The following is an 18476-nucleotide window of genomic DNA, read 5'->3' on the forward strand; positions in this document are numbered from 1 at the left end:
CAAGCCGCGCCCGTCGCGGCTGTGCACCGGGTGGCCGGCGATGCGTTCCACCTCGGCCAGAAGGCGCGAGGCGGCGGGCTGGGCCAGCCCCATCCGCTCGGCCGCCAGGCCCAGCTGCCCCGTGGCCTGCAATTCCGCCATCAGCCGCAGATGCGACAGTTTCAGCCCGCGCAGGCTGTGATCGCGCGATGGAGGTGGCTTATTCATACCAGAATTGCCATATCAATGTGATTTATGATCATTTGACAGGCATAAGATGGCGCGTCAAGAGTCCGCCCGTCCAGACAACGTTCTGAGACCCATGCCAGCATCTCGATCTTGGGAGGAACAGAGATGACCTTCACCCGCCGGGCCGCCTTGGCCCTTGCGACCAGCCTTGTCCCGCTGCTGAGCCTCGCCCCCGCCGCCTTGGCGCAGGAAAAGGGCATGGTCGGGATCGCCATGCCGACGAAATCCTCGTCGCGCTGGATCTCGGACGGGAATTCCATGGTCGAGCAGTTCCAGGCTGCCGGCTACACCACCGATCTGCAATATGCCGAAGACGACATTCCGAACCAGCTGGCGCAGATCGAGAACATGATCACCAAGGGCGTCAATGTCCTGGTCATCGCGGCAATCGACGGCACCACGCTGTCGAATGCGCTGGAAAACGCCCAGGCCGCCGGGATCAAGGTCATCGCCTATGACCGGCTGATCCGCGACAGCGATGCGGTCGACTATTACGCCACCTTCGACAATTTCAAGGTCGGCGTCCTGCAGGCAGAAAGCCTGGTGCAATGCCTGAAGGAACGCTTCCCCGACCAGAAGCCCTGGAATGTGGAACTGTTCGGCGGCAGCCCCGACGACAACAACGCCTTCTTCTTCTACAACGGGGCGATGTCGGTGCTGCAGCCGATGATCGACGGCGGCGAGGTCGCGGTGCCCTCGGGCCAGATGGGCATGGATGTCGTGGGCACGCTGCGCTGGGATGGCGCGGTCGCCCAGTCGCGGATGGACAACCTTCTGTCGGCGAATTACGGCGACAAGCATCTGATGGGTGCGCTGTCGCCCTATGACGGGCTGTCGATCGGCATCCTGTCTTCGGTCAAGGGCGTGGGCTATGGCTCGGGCGATCTGAAGATGCCCTGCGTCACCGGCCAGGATGCAGAAATCCCCAGCGTGAAGTCGATGATGGCGGGCGAGCAGTATTCGACCGTCTTCAAGGACACCCGCGCGCTGGCGGCGGTGACGGTGAAGATGGTGGATTCGATCCTGAAGGGCGAAGAGCCCGAGATCAACGACACCTCGACCTATGACAATGGCGTCAAGGTCGTGCCGTCCTATCTGCTGGAGCCGCAATCGCTGAGCGTGGCCGATATCGACAAGGTGCTGGTCGAATCCGGCTATTACACCGCCGACCAGCTGAAGTGAGCCAAGGGCCTCGGGCGGGCGGGGCGGCCAGTGCCGCAGGCGGGGGCCTTCCCCGCCCGCCCGAGGTCTGTTTGCCAAGATGACCATGCGGTCCCGGGAGGGGGATATGGCAGTGCTGCTGGAAATGCGGCGGATCTCAAAGGTCTTTCCGGGCGTGCGGGCGCTGGATCAGGTGGATCTGACCGTCGAGGCGGGCGAGATCCATGCGATCTGCGGCGAGAATGGCGCCGGAAAATCGACGCTGATGAAGGTCCTGTCCGGCGTCTATCCGCATGGCTCTTACGAGGGCGACATCATCTATGACGGCCAGCCCCTTGCCCTGCGCTCGATCCGCGACAGCGAGGCGAAGGGGATCATCATCATTCACCAGGAGCTGGCGCTGGTGCCGCTTCTGTCGATCGCCGAGAATCTGTTTCTGGGCAATGAAGTGGCCAGCCGCGGCGTGATCGACTGGCGCCAGGCGTTCCGGCGCACCCGCGATCTTCTGGCCAAGGTCGGGCTGAACGAGGCGCCGGCCACGCAGGTGGGCAAGCTGGGCGTCGGCAAGCAGCAGCTGATCGAGATCGCCAAGGCGCTGGCCAAGGATGTGCGGCTGCTGATCCTGGACGAGCCGACCGCGGCCCTGCAGGAAAATGACAGCCAGAAGCTTCTGGACCTGATGCTGGAATTGAAGGCGCAGGGCGTGACCCAGATCATCATCAGCCACAAGCTGAACGAGATCGGCCGCGTCGCCGACCGCATTACCGTGATCCGCGACGGCTCCACCGTCTCGACCATGGACCGGCACGAGATTTCCGAAGACCGGATCATCCGCGACATGGTGGGCCGCGACATGGCGCATCGCTACCCCGAGCGCAGCCCGAATCCGGGCGAGGTGCTGCTCGAGGTGCAGGGCTGGAACGTCTGGCATCCCGAACAGAAGGACCGCCAGATCATCCGCGATGCGGGCTTCACCGTCCGCAAGGGCGAGATCGTCGGCATTGCCGGGCTGATGGGCGCCGGCCGCACCGAACTGGCGATGAGCCTGTTCGGCCGCAGCTATGGCCAGGGTCATTCCGGCCAGGTCCGCATGGGCGGGCGGGTCGTCGATGTCTCGACCGTGCAGCGCGCGGTGGCGGCGGGGATCGCCTATGTCACCGAAGACCGCAAGGCGCTGGGCCTGATCCTGGAAGAGCCGATCCTGAAGAATATCAGCCTGGCCAATCTGGCCGGCATCGCGCTGCGCGGCGTCCTGGACAAGCGGCGCGAGGCGCAGGTGGCGGAAGGCTACCGCCGGCAATTGGCGATCCGCTCGCCCGGGGTGCAGCAGAAGGTGGTGAACCTGTCGGGCGGCAACCAGCAGAAGGTGGTGCTGTCGAAATGGCTTTTCACCGATCCGCAGGTGCTGATCCTGGACGAACCCACGCGCGGCATCGACGTGGGGGCCAAGTATGAAATCTACACGATCATGAACCAGCTGGCCGATCAGGGCCGCGGCATCGTGATGATCAGTTCGGAAATGCCCGAGCTTCTGGGCATGTGCGACCGCATCTATGTGATGAACGAAGGCCGGATCGTGGGCGAATTGTCCCGCGCCGAGGCCAGTCAGGAGAAGATCATGGCAATGATCCTGCGCAAGACGGGGAAGGCGGCGTAATGGCTGAGGAGAAGGGGCTTTCCGCCCATCTGGGCGGGCATCTGCGCGAAAACGGCATGCTGGTGGCGCTGATCGTGATCGTGGTCTTCTTTACCGCGATCCTGCAGTTCCAGCCGCAGCCGGTGAATTTCCTGAAGGCGCAGAACATCACCAACGTTTTCCTGCAAAACGGCCATGTGATCATCCTGGCGCTGGGCATGCTTCTTGTCATCGTGGCCGGCCATATCGACCTGTCCGTGGGTTCGGTCGCGGCCTTTACCGGCGCTTTCGCGGCCTGGCTGACCGTTGGGGTCGGGCTGCCCTTCTGGCTGGTCATTCCCGCGACGCTGATCGTGGGCGGGCTGATCGGGGCGATGCAGGGCTATTGGGTCGCCTATTGGCGCATCCCGTCCTTCATCGTCACGCTGGCCGGGATGATGGTGTTTCGCGGCGCCACGATGTGGCTGTTGGGCGGGCAGAATATCGGCCCCTTCCCCAAGGCCTTTCAGGGCCTGTCGAACGGGTTCATCCCCGATCTGACCGGGCTTGGCCGCCCGCATGGGCTGACGCTGATCCTGGTCGCCGCGGCGGTGGCCACCATGGTCTGGCTGGGCCTGCGCGCCCGGCGCAGCGATGCGGCCTTTGGCGTGACGCCCGAGCCGATGGGCCTGTTCATCGGCCGCACGCTGATCCTGGCCGCGGCGATCGGCTTCGTGGGCTATCAGCTGGCCTCGTTCCGCGGCCTGCCCAATGTGATGGTGGTGCTGGTCCTGCTGACCGTGGTCTATGCCTTCTTCACCGAAAACACCGTGACCGGGCGGCGCATCTATGCGCTGGGCGGCAACGAAAAGGCCGCCCGCCTGTCGGGCATCCGCACCGACCGGCTGGTCTTCCTGTGCTTCGTCAACATGGGCGTTCTGGCCGCCCTGGCCGGCATGATCGTGACCGCGCGGCTGAACAGCGCCACGCCCAAGGCCGGCGTCGGGTTTGAACTGGACGCGATCGCCTCGGTCTTCATCGGCGGGGCCTCGATGGCCGGCGGCTCGGGCAAGATCCTGGGCGTGGTGATCGGCGCGCTGATCATGGGGGTCATGAACATGGGCATGTCGATCCTTGGGATCGGCATCGACTATCAGCAGATGATCAAGGGGCTTGTCCTGTTGGTCGCAGTCATCTTCGACGTCTACAACAAGAGCAAGTGATGTTCCTTTCCCAAGCCAAGGGCCCGGATGGCGGGCTGCAGGTGATCTTCCGTGACGAAGCCGGCGCGCGCATCGTGCCCGGGGCGGGCTCGGTTCATGCCCTGGCGCTGGAGGCGGCCGATACGGCCCGCCCGCTGGCCGATCTGATCGCGGCCCGCGGGCCGGGGGAGGGCGTGGACCTGCCCGCGCTTGCCGCCGCAGGCCGGCTTCTGCCGCCGATCACCCACCCGGACCCGGCGCATCTGCACATCACCGGCACCGGGCTGACCCATCTGGGCAGCGCCTCGGCGCGCGACGCGATGCATGCCAAGCTGACGGCCGGGGTGGAAACCCTGACCGACAGCATGAAGATGTTCCGCATGGGCCTTGACGGCGGCCGGCCCGAGGCAGGCCAGATCGGCGCCCAGCCGGAATGGTTCTACAAGGGCAACGGCCATGTCGCCATCGCCCCCGGCGCCCCCCTGACCGCCCCCGGCTTTGCCGAGGATGGTGGAGAGGAGCCGGAACTGGCCGGCATCTATGTGATCGCCAGTGACGGCACGCCCTGCCGGCTGGGCTTTGCCCTGGGCAACGAATTTTCCGACCATGTGACGGAACGGGTGAATTACCTTTGGCTTGCGCATTCCAAGCTGCGCTGCGCCTCGTTCGGGCCCGAGATCCGGCTTGGCCCCTGCCCGGGCGATGTGCGCGGCACCAGCCGCATCCGCCGCGGCGGCGCGGTGATCTGGGAAAAGCCCTTCCTGTCGGGCGAGGCGAACATGTCGCATACGCTGGCCAACCTGGAACACCACCATTTCAAATATGCGCTGTTCCGCCAGCCCGGCGATGTTCATGTGCATATGTTCGGCACCGCCACCCTGTCCTTCGCCGATGGGGTGAAGACCGAAGCCGGCGATGTCTTTGAAATCGAGGCGCCCGATTTCGGCCTGCCGCTCACCAATCCCCTCGCCTTCGAAGGCGACGCGGGGATCGCCCAAGTCACCCAGCTCTGAGGCCGACATGACCTTCAAACCCGCCGCATGGCCCCGCAAACTGCGTTCGCAGGAATGGTTCGGCGGCACCGGCCGCGACCAGATCTATCACCGCGGCTGGATGAAGAACCAAGGTCTGCCGCATGACCTGTTCGATGGCCGCCCGGTGATCGGCATCCTGAACACCTGGTCCGAGCTGACGCCCTGCAACGCGCATCTGAACGACCTGGCGCAGCGGGTGAAGCACGGCATCTACGAGGCCGGCGGCTTTCCGGTCGAGGTGCCGGTGTTTTCCACCTCAGAGTCGGCCTTCCGCCCGACCGCGATGATGTTCCGCAACCTGGCCGCCATGGCGGTGGAGGAACAGATGCGCGGCCAGCCGATGGATGGCTGCGTGCTGCTGGTGGGCTGCGACAAGACCACGCCCAGCCTGCTGATGGCCGCGGCCTCGACCGACCTGCCCAGCATCATCGTCACCGGCGGGCCGATGCTGAACGGCTATTTCCGCAATGAACGCGTGGGATCGGGCACGCATCTGTGGAAATTCTCGGAAGCGGTGAAGGCGGGCGAGATGACGGCGGCGGAATTCGCCGAGGCCGAAGCCTCGATGAGCCGCAGCCCGGGCTCGTGCAACACGATGGGCACGGCTTCGACCATGGCCAGCATGGCCGAGGCGCTGGGCATGGCGCTGTCGGGCAATGCCGCGATCCCGGCGGTGGACAGCCGCCGCCGCGTGATGGCGCAGCTGACCGGGCGGCGCATCGTGCAGATGGTGAAGGACGATCTGAAACCCTCGGATGTGCTGACCAAACAGGCTTTTGAAAACGCGATCCGCACCAATGCCGCCATCGGCGGCAGCACGAATGCGGTGATCCACCTTCTGGCCATCGCCGGCCGGGTCGGCGTGGACCTGACGCTGGACGATTGGGACCGCTGCGGCCGCGATGTACCGACGATCGTCAACCTGATGCCCTCGGGCAAATACCTGATGGAGGAATTCTTCTACGCGGGTGGGTTGCCGGTGGTGATCAAGCGGCTGGGCGAGGCGGGGCTTCTGCACAAGGATGCGCTGACCGTTTCCGGCCAGACGGCGTGGGAGCAGGTGAAGGACGTCACCAACCACAATGAAGATGTGATCCTGCCGGCCGACAAGGCGCTGACGCAATCGGGCGGCATCGTGGTGGTGAAGGGCAATCTGGCGCCCAAGGGGGCGGTGCTGAAACCCTCGGCCGCCTCGCCCCATCTGCTGGCCCATCGCGGCCGCGCCGTCGTGTTCGAGGATATCGACGATTACAAGGCCAAGATCAACGACGAGGCGCTGGATATCGACGAGACCTGCGTGATGGTCCTGAAGAATTGCGGCCCCAAGGGCTATCCGGGCATGGCCGAGGTCGGCAATATGGGCCTGCCGCCCAAGGTGCTGCGCAAGGGCATTACCGACATGGTCCGCATTTCCGATGCGCGCATGTCGGGCACGGCTTATGGCACGGTGGTGCTGCACACCTCGCCCGAGGCCGCGGCGGGCGGGCCGCTGGCGGTGGTGCGCGATGGCGACATGATCGAGTTGGACGTGCCGAACCGCCGGCTGCATCTGGACATCCCCGAGGCCGAGCTGGCGGCGCGGCTGGCCGCCTGGCAGCCCAGCCATGAGCGGCCCGAAGGCGGCTATGCCTTCCTGCATCAGGCCCATGTCCAGGGCGCCGATACCGGGGCGGATCTGGATTTCCTGAAAGGCTGCCGCGGCGCGCCGGTGGGCAAGGATTCGCATTGATGCCCGCCCTGAACGTGGCTCTGGTGGGCATCGGCAAGATCGCCCTTGACCAGCATGTCCCGGCCATTGCCGCCAGCCCCGACTGGCAGCTGGCCGCCACCGTCTCGCGCCATGGCACGGTGCCGGGCGTGGCCGCGCATACCGACATCGCCCAGATGCTGGAGGCGCATCCCGAGGTGCAGGTCGTCTCGCTGTGCCTGCCGCCCGTGCCGCGCTTTGCCGCGGCCGAGGCGGCCTTGCGGGCCGGTCGCCATGTGATGCTGGAAAAGCCGCCCGGCGCCACGCTGGCCGAGGTGCATGCGCTGCAGAACATGGCCGCCGCCCGGGGCCTGACGCTGTACACCACCTGGCACAGCCGCATGGCCCATGCGGTCGCGCCCGCCCGCGTCTGGCTGGCGGACAAGACGGTCACCCGCGCCCATATCACCTGGCGCGAGGATGTGCGGAAATGGCACCCGGGCCAGGACTGGGTGTTCGAACCCGGCGGCATGGGCGTCTTCGACCCCGGCATCAACGCCCTGTCGATCCTGACCCATATCCTGCCGCGCCCGGTCCACCTGACCGCGGCCACCCTGACCTTCCCCGAAAACCGCCAGACCCCCATCGCGGCGCAGCTGACCTTCACGGGCGGCGTCAGCGCCGATTTCGACTGGCGCCAGGAAGGCCCGCAGACCTGGGATATCGAGATCGACACCGATGCCGGCCCGATGGCGCTGCGCCTGGGCGGCAACCTGCTGGAAATCGGCGGGAAACCCTCGGGCGGTGAGAACTCGATCATGGGCGAATACCCGGCGCTTTACGCCCGGATGGCCGATCTGGTCCGCCAGGGGCAAAGCGAAGTCGACCTCGCCCCGATGGTGCATGTCGCCGATGCGCTGACCCTGGGCCGACGCCAGATCACCGATCCTTTCCACTTCTGACCCTTCCTCTCTGTTCAAATATCCCGGGGGTCCGGGGGCAGGGCCCCCGGTCTTCCAACGCAAAGGAGACCGACATGCTGACCGGCAAGCACCTGATCGCGGGCCAATGGGTGGAAGGCGAAAGCCGCTTCGCCTCGACCCCGGCCCATGGCCCCTCGCATGATTTCGCGGTCGGCACGCCTGCCCATGTCGCCCAGGCCTGCGCGGCGGCCGAAGCCGCGGCGCTGGATTTCGACGCCGCCGGCCCCGAGGCCCGCGCGCGCTTCCTGGAAACCATCGCCGCCGAGATCGACGCCCGCGCCGATGCGATCACGGAAATCGGCAGCCAGGAAACCGGCCTGCCCGAAGCACGGCTGGTGGGCGAACGCGGCCGCACCACCGGCCAGCTGAAGCTGTTCGCCAACCATATCCGCAAGCCGGGCTGGCAGGATCTGCGCCACGATCCGGCGCTGCCTGACCGCCAGCCGCTGCCGCGCCCCGACCTGCGGATGATGCAGCGCCCGGTCGGGCCGGTCGCGGTCTTCGGCGCCTCGAACTTCCCGCTGGCCTTCTCGGTCGCGGGGGGCGACACGGCCTCGGCCCTGGCCGCGGGCTGCCCCGTGGTGGTCAAGGGCCATTCCGCCCATCCCGGCACCGGCGAATTGGTGGCCCAGGCGATCGACGCGGCGATCCGCGCCTGCGGCCTGCCGCCGGGCACGTTCAGCCTGGTACAGGGCGGCAGCCGCGATGTGGGCGAGGCCCTGGTGCGCGATCCGCATATCCGCGCGGTGGGCTTCACCGGCTCGCTGTTCGGCGGGCGGGCGCTGTACGACCTCTGCGCCGCGCGGCCCGAGCCGATCCCCTTCTTCGGCGAACTGGGCTCGGTCAATCCGATGTTCCTCTTGCCCGCCGCCGTCGCCGCCCGGGGCGCCGAGATCGCCAAGGGCTGGGCGGGCAGCCTGACCCTGGGCGCGGGGCAGTTCTGCACCAATCCGGGCATCGCCGTCCTGATCGACGGGCCCGAGGCCGATGCCTTCGTGGCCGCCGCCCGCGCGGCGCTGGCCGGCAGCGGGGCGCAGACCATGCTGACCGACGGCATCGCCGCCGCCTATCGCCAGGGCCGCGACCGGATTGCCGCGGGCAAGGGCGTGCGCGAGGTTCTGACCACGGTCTGCGACCGGCGCGAGGCGACGCCTTATCTGTTCGAGGTCTCGGGCGCCGACTGGCTGGCCGATCATGCCCTGGCCGAAGAGGTGTTCGGGCCCCTGGGCGTGATCGTCCGGGTGCGCCATGCCGCCGAGATGCTGGCCATTGCGCAAAGCTTGGCCGGACAGCTGACCTGCACCCTGCATCTGGATGCCGGTGACACCGATCTGGCGCAAAGCCTGATGCCGGTTCTGGAGCGCAAGGCAGGCCGGATCCTGGCCAATGGCTTCCCGACCGGGGTCGAGGTGGCCGATGCGATGGTGCATGGCGGGCCCTATCCGGCCAGCACCAATTTCGGCGCGACCAGCGTGGGCACGCTGTCGATCCGGCGCTGGCTGCGGCCGGTGTGCTACCAGAACCTGCCCGAGGCGCTTTTGCCCCAGGCCCTGCGCGGTCTGTGACCGCGCCCGAATTTTCGTCGAAAATTCGGGCCCTTGCCCCGGCCTAGGGCTGGGTCATCGCCGCCGCCCATTCGCCCAGAAAGGCGCGGCGGCGCACCGTGTCCAGATTGGCCAGCAGCCCCGGATCCAGTCGGATCGGCCGCGACGAGGGCGGCAGGCTGGCCAGGGGCGCGGTCACCGCATATGTGCCGGGCGTCTGCGACATCAGCGCCTGGCCGCGATCCGACAGCAGGAAGGCCAGCACCTTCGCCCCCAGCGCCGGGCGTTTCGAGGTTGCGGGCACCAGCGCCGAGCGGATCAGCATCAGGGTGAAATCCTCGGGCTCGATCACCGTGAAGCCGCGGTCGCGATTGGCCTGGGCCAGGGCGTAGCTGGCGACCACGTTATAGGCCAGAAGGATCCGCCCCTCGTCCAGGTCGCGCAGCATGTCGCCCGAACAGCAGTAAAGCTGCGCATCCAGCCGCCCCATCACCTCGGCCAGCCGCCAGAAGGTGTTGCCCAGCCCGGCATCCTGGGTGGCGAACAGATAGCCCGAGCCCGAGACGCCCGGATCATAGGTGCCGATCCGGCCGCGGAACCGGTCGGGCTCTTCGCGCAGCAATTCGATCAGGTCGCGCCTGGTGCGCGGCGGCAAGCGGCCCGGAAAGGCGCCGGCGGCGACCACGATCACCACCGGCTCCAGCGCGAATCCATAGACCAGATCGCGCCAATGCGCCCAATGCGGCAGGGTCTCGGCCGCTTCGGGCGTCATCTGCAGCGCATAGCCGTCATTGGCCAGCTTCACCTGCAGGTCCATCGCCGACGAGATCACCAGATCGAAGGACGCGCCCTCTTCGGCGATGGCGCGATGGATCTGCAGCGCCGAGGCCACGACGTAATCGACCGACAGATCGGGATTGTCGGCCAGAAAGGCCTGCAGCAGCGGCCGCGCCGTCACGCTGTCGGTCGTCGACAGGATCGACACCGTGGCGACCGGCGCCGCGCCGTCCAGCCATAGCCGTTCCTCGACCTCGAAAGCCCGGCCCGGCGCGGCTTGCAGCAGGATCAGCGCAAGGGAAGTGAGAACAGCGCGCATGTGCCGCCTCCGTCGCGAGAAGAAAGAGAGAAGCCGCCGCCCGAGGCTTCGGCGACTTCCAGGATGATCGTCAGGCCAAGGCCCGAGCCGACGATATCGGCCACATTGCCGCCCCGGCGAAAGCGCTGGGCCAGTTCGGGCAGATCGGCGCCGCCCAGGCCCCGGCCGCGGTCGCTGACCCGCACCTGCGCCTGGCCCCGGTCCAGCGTCAGCGCCACCTCGACCTCGGCCTCGTCGGGGGAATATTTGATCGCATTGTCCAAGATGTTGCGCAGCGCCGCCTCGATCATCAGCCGGTCGCCCAGGACCGGCGCTGCGCCTTCGGGCGCGGTCAGCCGCAGGGTGATTTCGCGCAGATCGGCGGTCGGGCGAAAGCTTTCGACCTGTGCGGCCAGCAGCGCGGCCAGATCGACCTCGGTGCGGTCCACCCGGTCGGTGCGATACAGGACCAGCGCATGTTCCAGAAGCTGGCCGGCCGAGCGCGAGCTTTCCTCGACCGAGCGGATCACGCTGCGCAGCCGGGCCCGCGTCGGCTCGTCCTGGCTTTGGCGCAGTGCGATCTCGGCTTCGCTGCGCACGGTCGACAGGGGCGTGCGGATATGGTGCGCGGCTTCGGCGATGAAGGTTTCGGTGCGCGACAGCGCGGCGCGCAGCCGCAGGATGAAGCCGTTCAGGGCGCCGATCAGCGGGCCCAGTTCGGCCGGGACCGACTGGTTGACCAGCCGCAGGTCATGCGGCCCGCGGCGCGACACCGCATCGGCGACCCGGCCGACCGGGCCCAGGATCGCCCGCGCGGCCAGCAGCGACAGCGGCACGGCCAGGACAAAGAAGGCCACGCCCAGAAGCGCCGCGCGGCCGGCGATGCTGTCGGCAATCGCCTTCTGGCCCAGCCGGGTCTGGCCCAGGATCACCCGGGCCGGCAGCGAGGTGCCATCGACCAGCAGCCGCCGCGTCACCGCGGCCAGCCGCAGATCCTGCCCGCGATATCGGGCACTGTAGAACAGCGGCGCACTGCCGGGCGCGGCGCCGGGCGGCGGCAGATCGGCATAGCCGGTCATCGGCAGGGCGTTGAAATCGACCCGGTAGAACACCCGGTCCTCGCCCATGGCCGACAGCATCGAGAAGGTGATCGGCGCCAGATCCAGATCGACCCCGGCCTCTTCGACCCGGATGCCGTCGGCCAGCGCCTGGGTCGCGGCGCCCAGAACCGCGTCCTGCGCCGCCTCGGCCGCCTTGTCGGCGGTGACGCGGATCGCCCAGAACAGCACCAGCGCCACAATCCCGGCCACCGCCAGAAGCTGCAGCACCAGCGTGCGCCGCAACGAGCCGGTCAGCGCCACCCGCACCATGCGGGCCCGCCGCGGCGGGGCATCGGCTGGCAGGGTCATCGGGCGCCGCTCATGCGCCGGTCAGCCGGTAGCCCAGGCCCCGCACCGTCTCGATCCGGGCGCGGCTGCCCTCCAGCTTGCGGCGCAGACGGCCGACATAGACCTCGATCGCATTGTCGGTGACGGTTTCGGCAAAGGAAAACAGCCGGTCGCACAGCTGGTCTTTCGAGAAGATCCGCTCGGGCGCGCCCAGAAGGATCTCGAACAGGCGCAATTCGCGGTTGCGCAATTCGCGCGCCTCGCCCGCCACGGTCAGCGTCGCGGTCAGGGGATCGAAGGTCAGATCGGCAAAGCCGCGCACCGTCTGGGCCGCGCCACCGCGCCGGCGCAGCACGGCCCGCGCCCGCGCCTCAAGTTCCGCCAGATCGAAGGGCTTGGTCAGATAGTCGTCCGCCCCGCCATCCAGCGCATCGACCCGGTCAGCCACCGCCGAGCGCGCCGTCATCATGATCACCGGCATGTCCTGGCCGGCCCGGCGCAGATCCTGCAGAAAGCGCCGCCCGTCGCCATCGGGCAGGGCGATGTCGAGCAGGATCAGGTCATAGCTGGCCGCGGCCAGGCAATCGCCCGCATCGGCCAGCGTGGCGGCCCAGTCGACCGCATGCCCGTTCAGGCGCAGAAGATCCTGCACCGAGCGCGCCAGCTCGGCCGTGTCCTCGACCAGAAGAAATCGCATCTGCATTCCTTTCCTGCCGATTTTTCGGGCAATGCGCGTCCCGCGTGACAGGTTCGTGTCAGCTTCGGCGCGAATCGTCCGACCCGCAAGGGGGAGGTCTGCATCTTCGCGGGCCAGCTTCCGGCAATGCGGACCTTTGGGAGGAACCAAATGAAAAAGATCTCGATCCGCGCCCTTCTGGGCGGGGTGGCGCTGGCTGCCACGATCAGCGGCAGCGCCTTCGCGACCGAATGCATCGCGCCGGCCGATGCCGGCGGCGGCTGGGACTTTACCTGCCGTCAGATCGGCAAGCTGCTGTACGATCTGAAACTGGTCGATGCGCCGGTGCAGGTGACCAACATGGCCGGGGCCGGCGGCGGCGTGGCCTATACCTATGTCGTCAGCGACCGCGGCACGGATGCCGATCTGATCGTTGCGGCGTCGTCGGCCACCACCACGCGGCTGGCGCAGAATGCCTATGCCGGCATGGCCGCCGATCAGGTGCGCTGGGTCGGTGCCATCGGGGGCGATCCCGGCGTGATCGTCGTGGCCAAGGACAGCCCCTATCAGACGCTGGGCGATCTGGTCGAGGCGATCAAGGCCGACCCCTCGAAGGTTACCTTCGCCGGCGGCTCGGCCGCGGGCGGGTTCGACCATCTGAAGCCGCTGATGGTGCTGAAGGCGGCGGGCTTCAGCGATTTCGCCAAGGTCAAGTATATCGGCCTGGATGGCGGCGCCGAGGCGATCACCCAGACGATCGGCGGCTTCACCCAGGCGATGACCGGCGACATGTCGGAAATCTCGGGCTTCATCAAATCGGGCGACGTGCGCGCGCTGGCGGTTCTGTCGGCCGAGCCGGTGCCGGGCTTTGAAGAGATCCCGACCGCCAAGTCGCAGGGCTTTGACGTCGAAGTGGTGAACTGGCGCGGGCTGTATGTGCCGAAGGACATCTCGGACGAGCAGTTCAACGCCTGGGCCGAAAAGCTGCAGACCGTGGCCGACAGCGCCGAGTGGAAGCAGATCATGGCCGATAACGGTCTTGCGCCCTTCACCAAGGTCGGCACCGAGTTCCAGGGCTGGGTCGACGAGGTGGTCGCCGAGACCAACGCGCTTTCGAAAGAGATCGGGATCATCCAATGATGAAAAGCGACCGGATCTTTGGTCTGGTCGTGGTTCTGTCGGCGCTCGCGTATTTCGCGGGCGCCTGGCAGATCCAGGCCGGAATGATGATGGACCCGCTGGGTCCGCGCGCCTTCCCGATGCTGATCGCGGCGGCCGGCCTGATCTGCGGCATCGGCATTCTGCTGCGCCCCGACGCCGAGCCGGAATGGCCGGGCGCGCGGGCCTGGATCGGCATGGCGATCGCGCTGGCCGTGCTGGTGGCCTATGCCTACACGATCGTTCCGATGGGCTTCCTGATCCCGACAGCCGTCGCCTCGGCCGCGATCGCCTATCTGATCGAGCCGAAGGCCACCCAAAGCCTGCTGACCGGCCTTGGCCTGTCGGTCGTGCTGTTCGTCATCTTCAAATATGGCCTGGGCCTGGGGCTGCAGCCCTTCCCCCGGGCGCTGATGGGCTGAGGGGGGCCGCATCGCATGGATACTTTGGCCAACCTCTGGATGGGGTTCGGCGTCGCCTTGACGCCCTATACCCTGTTCCTTGCCATCTGTGGCTGCTTCCTGGGCACGATCATCGGCGCGCTGCCGGGGCTTGGCCCGTCGAACGGCGTCGCCATCCTGATCCCGCTGGCCTTCGCGCTGAAGCTGGATGCGATTGAATCGCTGGTGCTGCTGACCTCGGTCTATTACGGCTGCATGTATGGCGGGCGGATCTCGTCGATCCTGCTGAACATCCCGGGCGACGAGCCGGCGATGATGACCACGCTGGACGGATTTCCCATGGCCAAGCAGGGCCGCGCGGGGGATGCGCTGGTCATCTCGGGCGTGGCCTCGTTCGTGGGCTCGTTCCTGTCGACCGTGGGCCTTGTCGTCGTGGCGCCGCTGCTGGCCTCGGTCGCCTATCGCTTCGGCCCGGCGGAATATTTCGCGCTGTATATGCTGGCCTTCGCCACGCTGGGCGGGCTGACCTCGAACAACCAGGCGAAATCGGCTTTCGCGGCCTGTCTGGGCCTGGGCCTGGCCATGGTCGGGCTGGACAATTCCACCAGCGCCGCGCGCTTTACCGGCGGCAACCTGCATCTTTATGACGGGATCGACTTCCTGGTCGCCATCGTCGGCCTGTTCGCGATTTCCGAGATCTTCATCTTCATCGAAAGCCACGGGCGCAGCTCGGCCCTGGGCATCAAGGTCGGCAAGCTGCTGATCCCCTGGGGCGATCTGAAGCGGTCCTTCGGTGCGATGATGCGCGGCACGGGCCTGGGCTTCATCGCCGGCATCCTGCCGGGCGCCGGCGCCTCGCTGGGATCCTTCATGGCCTATATGGCCGAGAAAAGCATCTCGGGCGGCAAGGGCACCTTCGGCAAGGGCGATCCGCGCGGGGTGGCCGCGCCCGAGGCCGGCAACAACGCGGCGGCGGGCGGGGCGATGATCCCGATGCTGACGCTGGGCGTCCCCGGTTCGGGCACGACGGCGGTGATGCTGGCGCTGCTGCTGACCCTGAACATCACCCCCGGCCCGCGTCTGTTCACCGACCAGCCGCAAGTGGTCTGGGGTCTGATCGCCAGCCTGTTCATCGCGAACTTCGTGCTGCTGTTCATGAACGTGCCGCTGGTGCGGATCTTCGTGAAGATCCTGTCGGTGCCGCCATGGTTCCTGATGCCGATGGTGACCATGGTCAGCTTCGTCGGGATCTTCTCGCTGTCGGGCAGCTATTTCGACCTGCTGATGATGATCGCCTTCGGGGTTCTGGGCTATATCCTGCGCAAGCTGGACGTGCCGACCGTGCCGGTGATCCTGGGCATCCTTTTGGGCAACCAGATGGAAGACTGGCTGCGGCGCGGGTTGACCATCTCGGACGGCGACTGGATGTTCCTGTTCTCGTCGCCGATCGCGGTGGGGCTGTGGATCCTGGCCGTGGGCGGTTTTGTGGCGCCGGTCTTCCTGCGCCGCGTGCTGAAGCGTCCGCCGGTGCCGAAGACCGACATGCCGATGGACCAGGATTGAAGCAGAAAGACTGAGGAGACGTTGATGCCGACGCGGGTGCTTGTACCGTCAGGGGTTCTGGGTCTGGGATTTGACCGGAAGGCGCTGGCGCGCGGTGTGGCGATGAAGCCTGACATCATCGCCATCGACGGCGGGTCAACGGACAGTGGCCCCTATTCTCTGGGCGCGGGGGAATCGAAATACTCCCGCGCCGCCACCAAGGCCGAATGGCGCGAGCTGATGCAGGCCCGGGCCGAGGCCGGGGTGCCGCTGGTGATCGGCACTTCGGGCACCTGCGGCGCGGATGCGACCGTGGACTGGATGTATCAGATCACCCTGGAACTGGCCGAGGAACTGGGCCAGTCCCTGAAGATCGCCCGGCTCTATTGCGGCCAGCCCGCCGACCGGGTGATCGCGGCGCTGGAAGCGGGCCGGGTCACGCCCCTGTCGGCCGCGCCCGAGATCAGCGCCGATCTGCTGGCCTCGATGACCAATATCGTGGCGCTGGCGGGGGCCGAGCAGGTTCTGGCGGCGCTGGCCACCGGCGCCGATGTGGTGATTGCCGGGCGCACCACCGATACGGCGATCATCGCGGCCCTGCCTTTGTCGCGTGGCGATCTGGCCGGCGGGGCCTGGCATGGCGCCAAGATCGCCGAATGCGGGGCGCTGTGTTCCACCCATCCGATGACCGGCACGATCCTGGTCGATTTCGACGCGACCGGCTTCACCGTGGAACCCATGGCGCTGGAAGCCGCCTGCACCCCGCATTCGGTGTCTGCCCATATGCTGTATGAGAACTCCGACCCGTTCCAATTGTATGAACCGGGCGGCTATCTGGACGTGCGCGGCGCGCGCTATACCGCGCTGGATGACCGGCGCGTGCGGGTCGAAGGCTCGAAATGGGTGCCCGGCCCCTATACGGTCAAGCTGGAGGGCGCGCGGGCCGCGGGCTACCAGACCACGATCCTGGCCGTGTTGCGCGACCCGCGCTATGTGGACCTGGCGCAGGATTGGGTCGACGGGCTGACCGCGCATTGCGTCGAGGCCATCGCCGGGCGGACCGGCATGGGGCCTGACGATTACAGCCTGGAATTCCGGCTGATCGGGGTGAATTCCGCGCTGGGCGCGATGGAAAAGCGCGTCGGCCAGCCGGTCGAGGTGGGGGTTCTGGGCATCATCACCGCGACCAGCCAGGCCAAGGCCACGGAAATCGGCAAGCTGATCAACCCCTTCGTCCTGCATCACCCGCTGACGCCGAACGAGGAACTGCCGACCTTCGCCTTTCCCTATTCGCCCGCCACCACCAATCGCGGCGCGCTGTATGAATTCGCGCTGAACCATGTGATGCGGCTGGACGACCCGATGGAGGCCTTCCGCCTTGAGGTGACGGAGGTGTCCCATGCGCGTGGGTGAAATCGCCAAGAAGGTGCGTTCGAAGAATGCCGGCCCGTTCTGGGTGACGGTCGACATCTTCTGCGGCTCGGCCCAGGCCTATGACCGGCTGGTCAAGGGCCTGTCCACCGCCGCGGTGGCGCAGGTCTACAGCCAGCCCGAACAGCTGCTGAAACGCTTCGACATTGCCGATCTGAACGTGATCAAGGTCTCGTTCCCGCGGCCCGTGGTGCAGGGCAGCCGCGACGACCGCGACATGCATGGCGCGCAATGGGCGCATCTTCTGGCGGAGCTGGAGATTGACGGCTAAGCCCCTGCCCGGTCTGTGGCGGCGGCGGGCGGTGACGCTGGCCGTGGCCGCGGTGGGGGCAGGGGTGTTCTGGGCCCTGCATCTGCCGCTGCCCCTGCTGATGGGCCCGATGACCGCCTGCCTGATCGCGGCGCTGGCGCGGGCGCAGCTGGCCGATATGGGCGCCTTTGGCACTTATCTGCGCACCTTCCTGGGCCTTGCCGTCGGCGCCTCGATCACGCCGGATCTGGTGCATAAGCTGCCCGCCATGGCCGGCTCGCTGGCCTTCGTGCCGCTGTTCATCCTGGCGATTGCCTGTATGGGCTATCCGCTGTTCCGCCGGGTCTTCGGCTTTGACCATCCGACCGCCTGGTATGCGGCCATGCCGGGCGGGTTGCAGGACATGCTGGTCTTCGGCGCCGAGGCGGGGGGCGATCTGCGCGCCCTGTCGCTGATCCATGCCACGCGGGTTCTGGCCATCGTCACCCTTGCGCCGATCCTGATGCATTGGCTTTGGGCGGTGGACCTGACCCAGGCGCCGGGCCAGCCGGCCTCCAGCGTCGGGGCAGAGCAGATCGTCATCCTGCTGGTGGCGGGGCTGGTCGGCTGGAAGGCGGCCGAGCGGCTGGGTCTGTTCGGCGCCTCGATCCTGGGGCCGATGATCCTGGCCGCGATCCTGTCGCTGACCGGGGTGATCCATGCCCGCCCGCCCAGCGAGATGATCTGGGCGGCACAGCTGTTCATCGGCCTGTCGGTCGGGGTGAAATACACCGGCATCACCCTGCGCGAGATCCGCATCGACGTGGGCGCGGGCCTGCTTTACGCGGCCCTGCTGGCGCTGCTGAGCCTGGGCTTCATCGAATTGATCACCCAGACCGGCCTTGCGCCGGGACAAGAGGCCTTTCTGGCCTTCCTGCCCGGCGGCCAGGCCGAGATGGTGGTGATCGCGATCATGACCGGGGCCGATCTGGCCTTTGTGGTCAGCCATCATCTGTTGCGGCTGATCCTGGTCATCCTCCTGGCGCCGGTCGTCGCCAAGCTGGTGCTGCGCCGGGGCGGCTAGCCCCCCTTTCGCAGCCGCCCCCTCGCGCAACCTGCCGC

Annotated in this window: 17 protein-coding genes; 13 read left to right on the forward strand and 4 right to left on the reverse strand. The window is 67.3% G+C overall.

Annotated elements, in window-relative coordinates:
• The coding region (locus tag K1Y73_RS15225) for a helix-turn-helix domain-containing protein (RefSeq protein WP_225029161.1) at positions 1-207 on the reverse strand (207 nt) is incomplete at its 3' end.
• 126 nt (positions 208-333) lie between these two features.
• On the opposite strand from K1Y73_RS15225, the gene chvE reads away from it, so the two are divergent.
• From chvE to K1Y73_RS15260, 7 genes are all read left to right on the forward strand, one after another.
• Positions 334-1410: a multiple monosaccharide ABC transporter substrate-binding protein gene (chvE, locus tag K1Y73_RS15230; RefSeq protein WP_225029162.1), complete on the forward strand. Its 1077-nt coding sequence runs from the start codon at positions 334-336 to the stop codon at positions 1408-1410.
• A gap of 106 nt (positions 1411-1516) precedes the next feature.
• Positions 1517-3046 carry a multiple monosaccharide ABC transporter ATP-binding protein gene (gene mmsA, locus K1Y73_RS15235; protein WP_225029163.1) on the forward strand — a complete coding sequence of 510 codons (1530 nt, stop codon included), beginning with the start codon at positions 1517-1519 and terminating at the stop codon, positions 3044-3046.
• Positions 3046-4227 (forward strand): multiple monosaccharide ABC transporter permease, encoded by a 1182-nt coding sequence (gene mmsB / locus K1Y73_RS15240; protein ID WP_225029164.1) that lies wholly within the window; start codon positions 3046-3048, stop codon positions 4225-4227. The genes mmsA and mmsB overlap by 1 nt, the downstream gene beginning before the upstream one ends.
• Complete coding sequence (gene araD1 / locus K1Y73_RS15245; protein ID WP_225029165.1) at positions 4227-5219, forward strand: AraD1 family protein; 993 nt, start codon at positions 4227-4229, stop codon at positions 5217-5219. The genes mmsB and araD1 overlap by 1 nt, the downstream gene beginning before the upstream one ends.
• 7 nt (positions 5220-5226) lie before the next feature.
• A complete protein-coding gene (gene araD, locus K1Y73_RS15250; protein ID WP_225029166.1) occupies positions 5227-6969 on the forward strand; it encodes an L-arabinonate dehydratase in 1743 nt (580 codons plus the stop codon).
• Positions 6969-7889: a Gfo/Idh/MocA family protein gene (locus K1Y73_RS15255; RefSeq protein WP_225029167.1), complete on the forward strand. Its 921-nt coding sequence runs from the start codon at positions 6969-6971 to the stop codon at positions 7887-7889. Before araD ends, K1Y73_RS15255 begins: the two co-directional genes overlap by 1 nt.
• A gap of 74 nt (positions 7890-7963) precedes the next feature.
• Complete coding sequence (locus K1Y73_RS15260) at positions 7964-9475, forward strand: aldehyde dehydrogenase (NADP(+)) (RefSeq protein ID WP_225029168.1); 1512 nt, start codon at positions 7964-7966, stop codon at positions 9473-9475.
• A 43-nt stretch (positions 9476-9518) separates the two neighbouring features.
• Here the strand turns inward: K1Y73_RS15260 and K1Y73_RS15265 are convergent, their stop codons facing one another.
• The 3 genes from K1Y73_RS15265 to K1Y73_RS15275 are packed head-to-tail and all read right to left on the reverse strand — an operon-like array spanning position 9519 to position 12614.
• A complete protein-coding gene (locus tag K1Y73_RS15265; protein ID WP_225029169.1) occupies positions 9519-10550 on the reverse strand; it encodes an ABC transporter substrate-binding protein in 1032 nt (343 codons plus the stop codon).
• Positions 10520-11938 (reverse strand): sensor histidine kinase, encoded by a 1419-nt coding sequence (locus tag K1Y73_RS15270; RefSeq protein WP_225029170.1) that lies wholly within the window; start codon positions 11936-11938, stop codon positions 10520-10522. Before K1Y73_RS15270 ends, K1Y73_RS15265 begins: the two co-directional genes overlap by 31 nt.
• Positions 11939-11948: 10 nt before the next feature.
• A complete protein-coding gene (locus K1Y73_RS15275; protein ID WP_225029171.1) occupies positions 11949-12614 on the reverse strand; it encodes a response regulator transcription factor in 666 nt (221 codons plus the stop codon).
• 150 nt (positions 12615-12764) lie between these two features.
• Here K1Y73_RS15275 and K1Y73_RS15280 point away from each other — a divergent pair, with 150 nt between their 5' ends.
• From K1Y73_RS15280 to K1Y73_RS15305, 6 genes are read left to right on the forward strand one after another with little or no spacing between them, the layout of a single operon-like run.
• Positions 12765-13733: a Bug family tripartite tricarboxylate transporter substrate binding protein gene (locus K1Y73_RS15280; RefSeq protein WP_225029172.1), complete on the forward strand. Its 969-nt coding sequence runs from the start codon at positions 12765-12767 to the stop codon at positions 13731-13733.
• Positions 13730-14173, forward strand: a complete 444-nt coding sequence (locus K1Y73_RS15285; protein ID WP_225029173.1) for a tripartite tricarboxylate transporter TctB family protein — start codon at positions 13730-13732, stop codon at positions 14171-14173. The genes K1Y73_RS15280 and K1Y73_RS15285 overlap by 4 nt, the downstream gene beginning before the upstream one ends.
• Positions 14174-14188: 15 nt before the next feature.
• Positions 14189-15715, forward strand: a complete 1527-nt coding sequence (locus K1Y73_RS15290; RefSeq protein ID WP_225029174.1) for a tripartite tricarboxylate transporter permease — start codon at positions 14189-14191, stop codon at positions 15713-15715.
• Positions 15716-15739: 24 nt separating this feature from the next.
• Complete coding sequence (locus K1Y73_RS15295) at positions 15740-17107, forward strand: acyclic terpene utilization AtuA family protein (RefSeq protein ID WP_225029175.1); 1368 nt, start codon at positions 15740-15742, stop codon at positions 17105-17107.
• On the forward strand, positions 17094-17396 hold the full coding sequence (locus tag K1Y73_RS15300) for a DUF4387 family protein (protein WP_225029176.1): 303 nt from the start codon (positions 17094-17096) through the stop codon (positions 17394-17396). Before K1Y73_RS15295 ends, K1Y73_RS15300 begins: the two co-directional genes overlap by 14 nt.
• A complete protein-coding gene (locus tag K1Y73_RS15305; protein ID WP_225029177.1) occupies positions 17386-18438 on the forward strand; it encodes an AbrB family transcriptional regulator in 1053 nt (350 codons plus the stop codon). The genes K1Y73_RS15300 and K1Y73_RS15305 overlap by 11 nt, the downstream gene beginning before the upstream one ends.
• Positions 18439-18476: the final 38 nt, after the last annotated feature.

Source organism: Xinfangfangia pollutisoli, assembly GCF_020179405.1.
GTDB lineage: Bacteria > Pseudomonadota > Alphaproteobacteria > Rhodobacterales > Rhodobacteraceae > Pseudogemmobacter > Pseudogemmobacter pollutisoli.

Excerpts from the sequence above, each read along its gene's own strand:
- chvE (WP_225029162.1), top strand. The coding sequence starts at position 334 with ATGACCTTCACCCGCCGGGCCGCCTTGGCCCTTGCGACCAGCCTTGTC.
- mmsA (WP_225029163.1), top strand. The coding sequence starts at position 1,517 with ATGGCAGTGCTGCTGGAAATGCGGCGGATCTCAAAGGTCTTTCCGGGC.
- mmsB (WP_225029164.1), top strand. The coding sequence starts at position 3,046 with ATGGCTGAGGAGAAGGGGCTTTCCGCCCATCTGGGCGGGCATCTGCGC.
- araD1 (WP_225029165.1), top strand. The coding sequence starts at position 4,227 with ATGTTCCTTTCCCAAGCCAAGGGCCCGGATGGCGGGCTGCAGGTGATC.
- araD (WP_225029166.1), top strand. The coding sequence starts at position 5,227 with ATGACCTTCAAACCCGCCGCATGGCCCCGCAAACTGCGTTCGCAGGAA.
- K1Y73_RS15255 (WP_225029167.1), top strand. The coding sequence starts at position 6,969 with ATGCCCGCCCTGAACGTGGCTCTGGTGGGCATCGGCAAGATCGCCCTT.
- K1Y73_RS15260 (WP_225029168.1), top strand. The coding sequence starts at position 7,964 with ATGCTGACCGGCAAGCACCTGATCGCGGGCCAATGGGTGGAAGGCGAA.
- K1Y73_RS15265 (WP_225029169.1), bottom strand. The coding sequence starts at position 10,550 with ATGCGCGCTGTTCTCACTTCCCTTGCGCTGATCCTGCTGCAAGCCGCG.
- K1Y73_RS15270 (WP_225029170.1), bottom strand. The coding sequence starts at position 11,938 with ATGACCCTGCCAGCCGATGCCCCGCCGCGGCGGGCCCGCATGGTGCGG.
- K1Y73_RS15275 (WP_225029171.1), bottom strand. The coding sequence starts at position 12,614 with ATGCGATTTCTTCTGGTCGAGGACACGGCCGAGCTGGCGCGCTCGGTG.
- K1Y73_RS15280 (WP_225029172.1), top strand. The coding sequence starts at position 12,765 with ATGAAAAAGATCTCGATCCGCGCCCTTCTGGGCGGGGTGGCGCTGGCT.
- K1Y73_RS15285 (WP_225029173.1), top strand. The coding sequence starts at position 13,730 with ATGATGAAAAGCGACCGGATCTTTGGTCTGGTCGTGGTTCTGTCGGCG.
- K1Y73_RS15290 (WP_225029174.1), top strand. The coding sequence starts at position 14,189 with ATGGATACTTTGGCCAACCTCTGGATGGGGTTCGGCGTCGCCTTGACG.
- K1Y73_RS15295 (WP_225029175.1), top strand. The coding sequence starts at position 15,740 with ATGCCGACGCGGGTGCTTGTACCGTCAGGGGTTCTGGGTCTGGGATTT.
- K1Y73_RS15300 (WP_225029176.1), top strand. The coding sequence starts at position 17,094 with ATGCGCGTGGGTGAAATCGCCAAGAAGGTGCGTTCGAAGAATGCCGGC.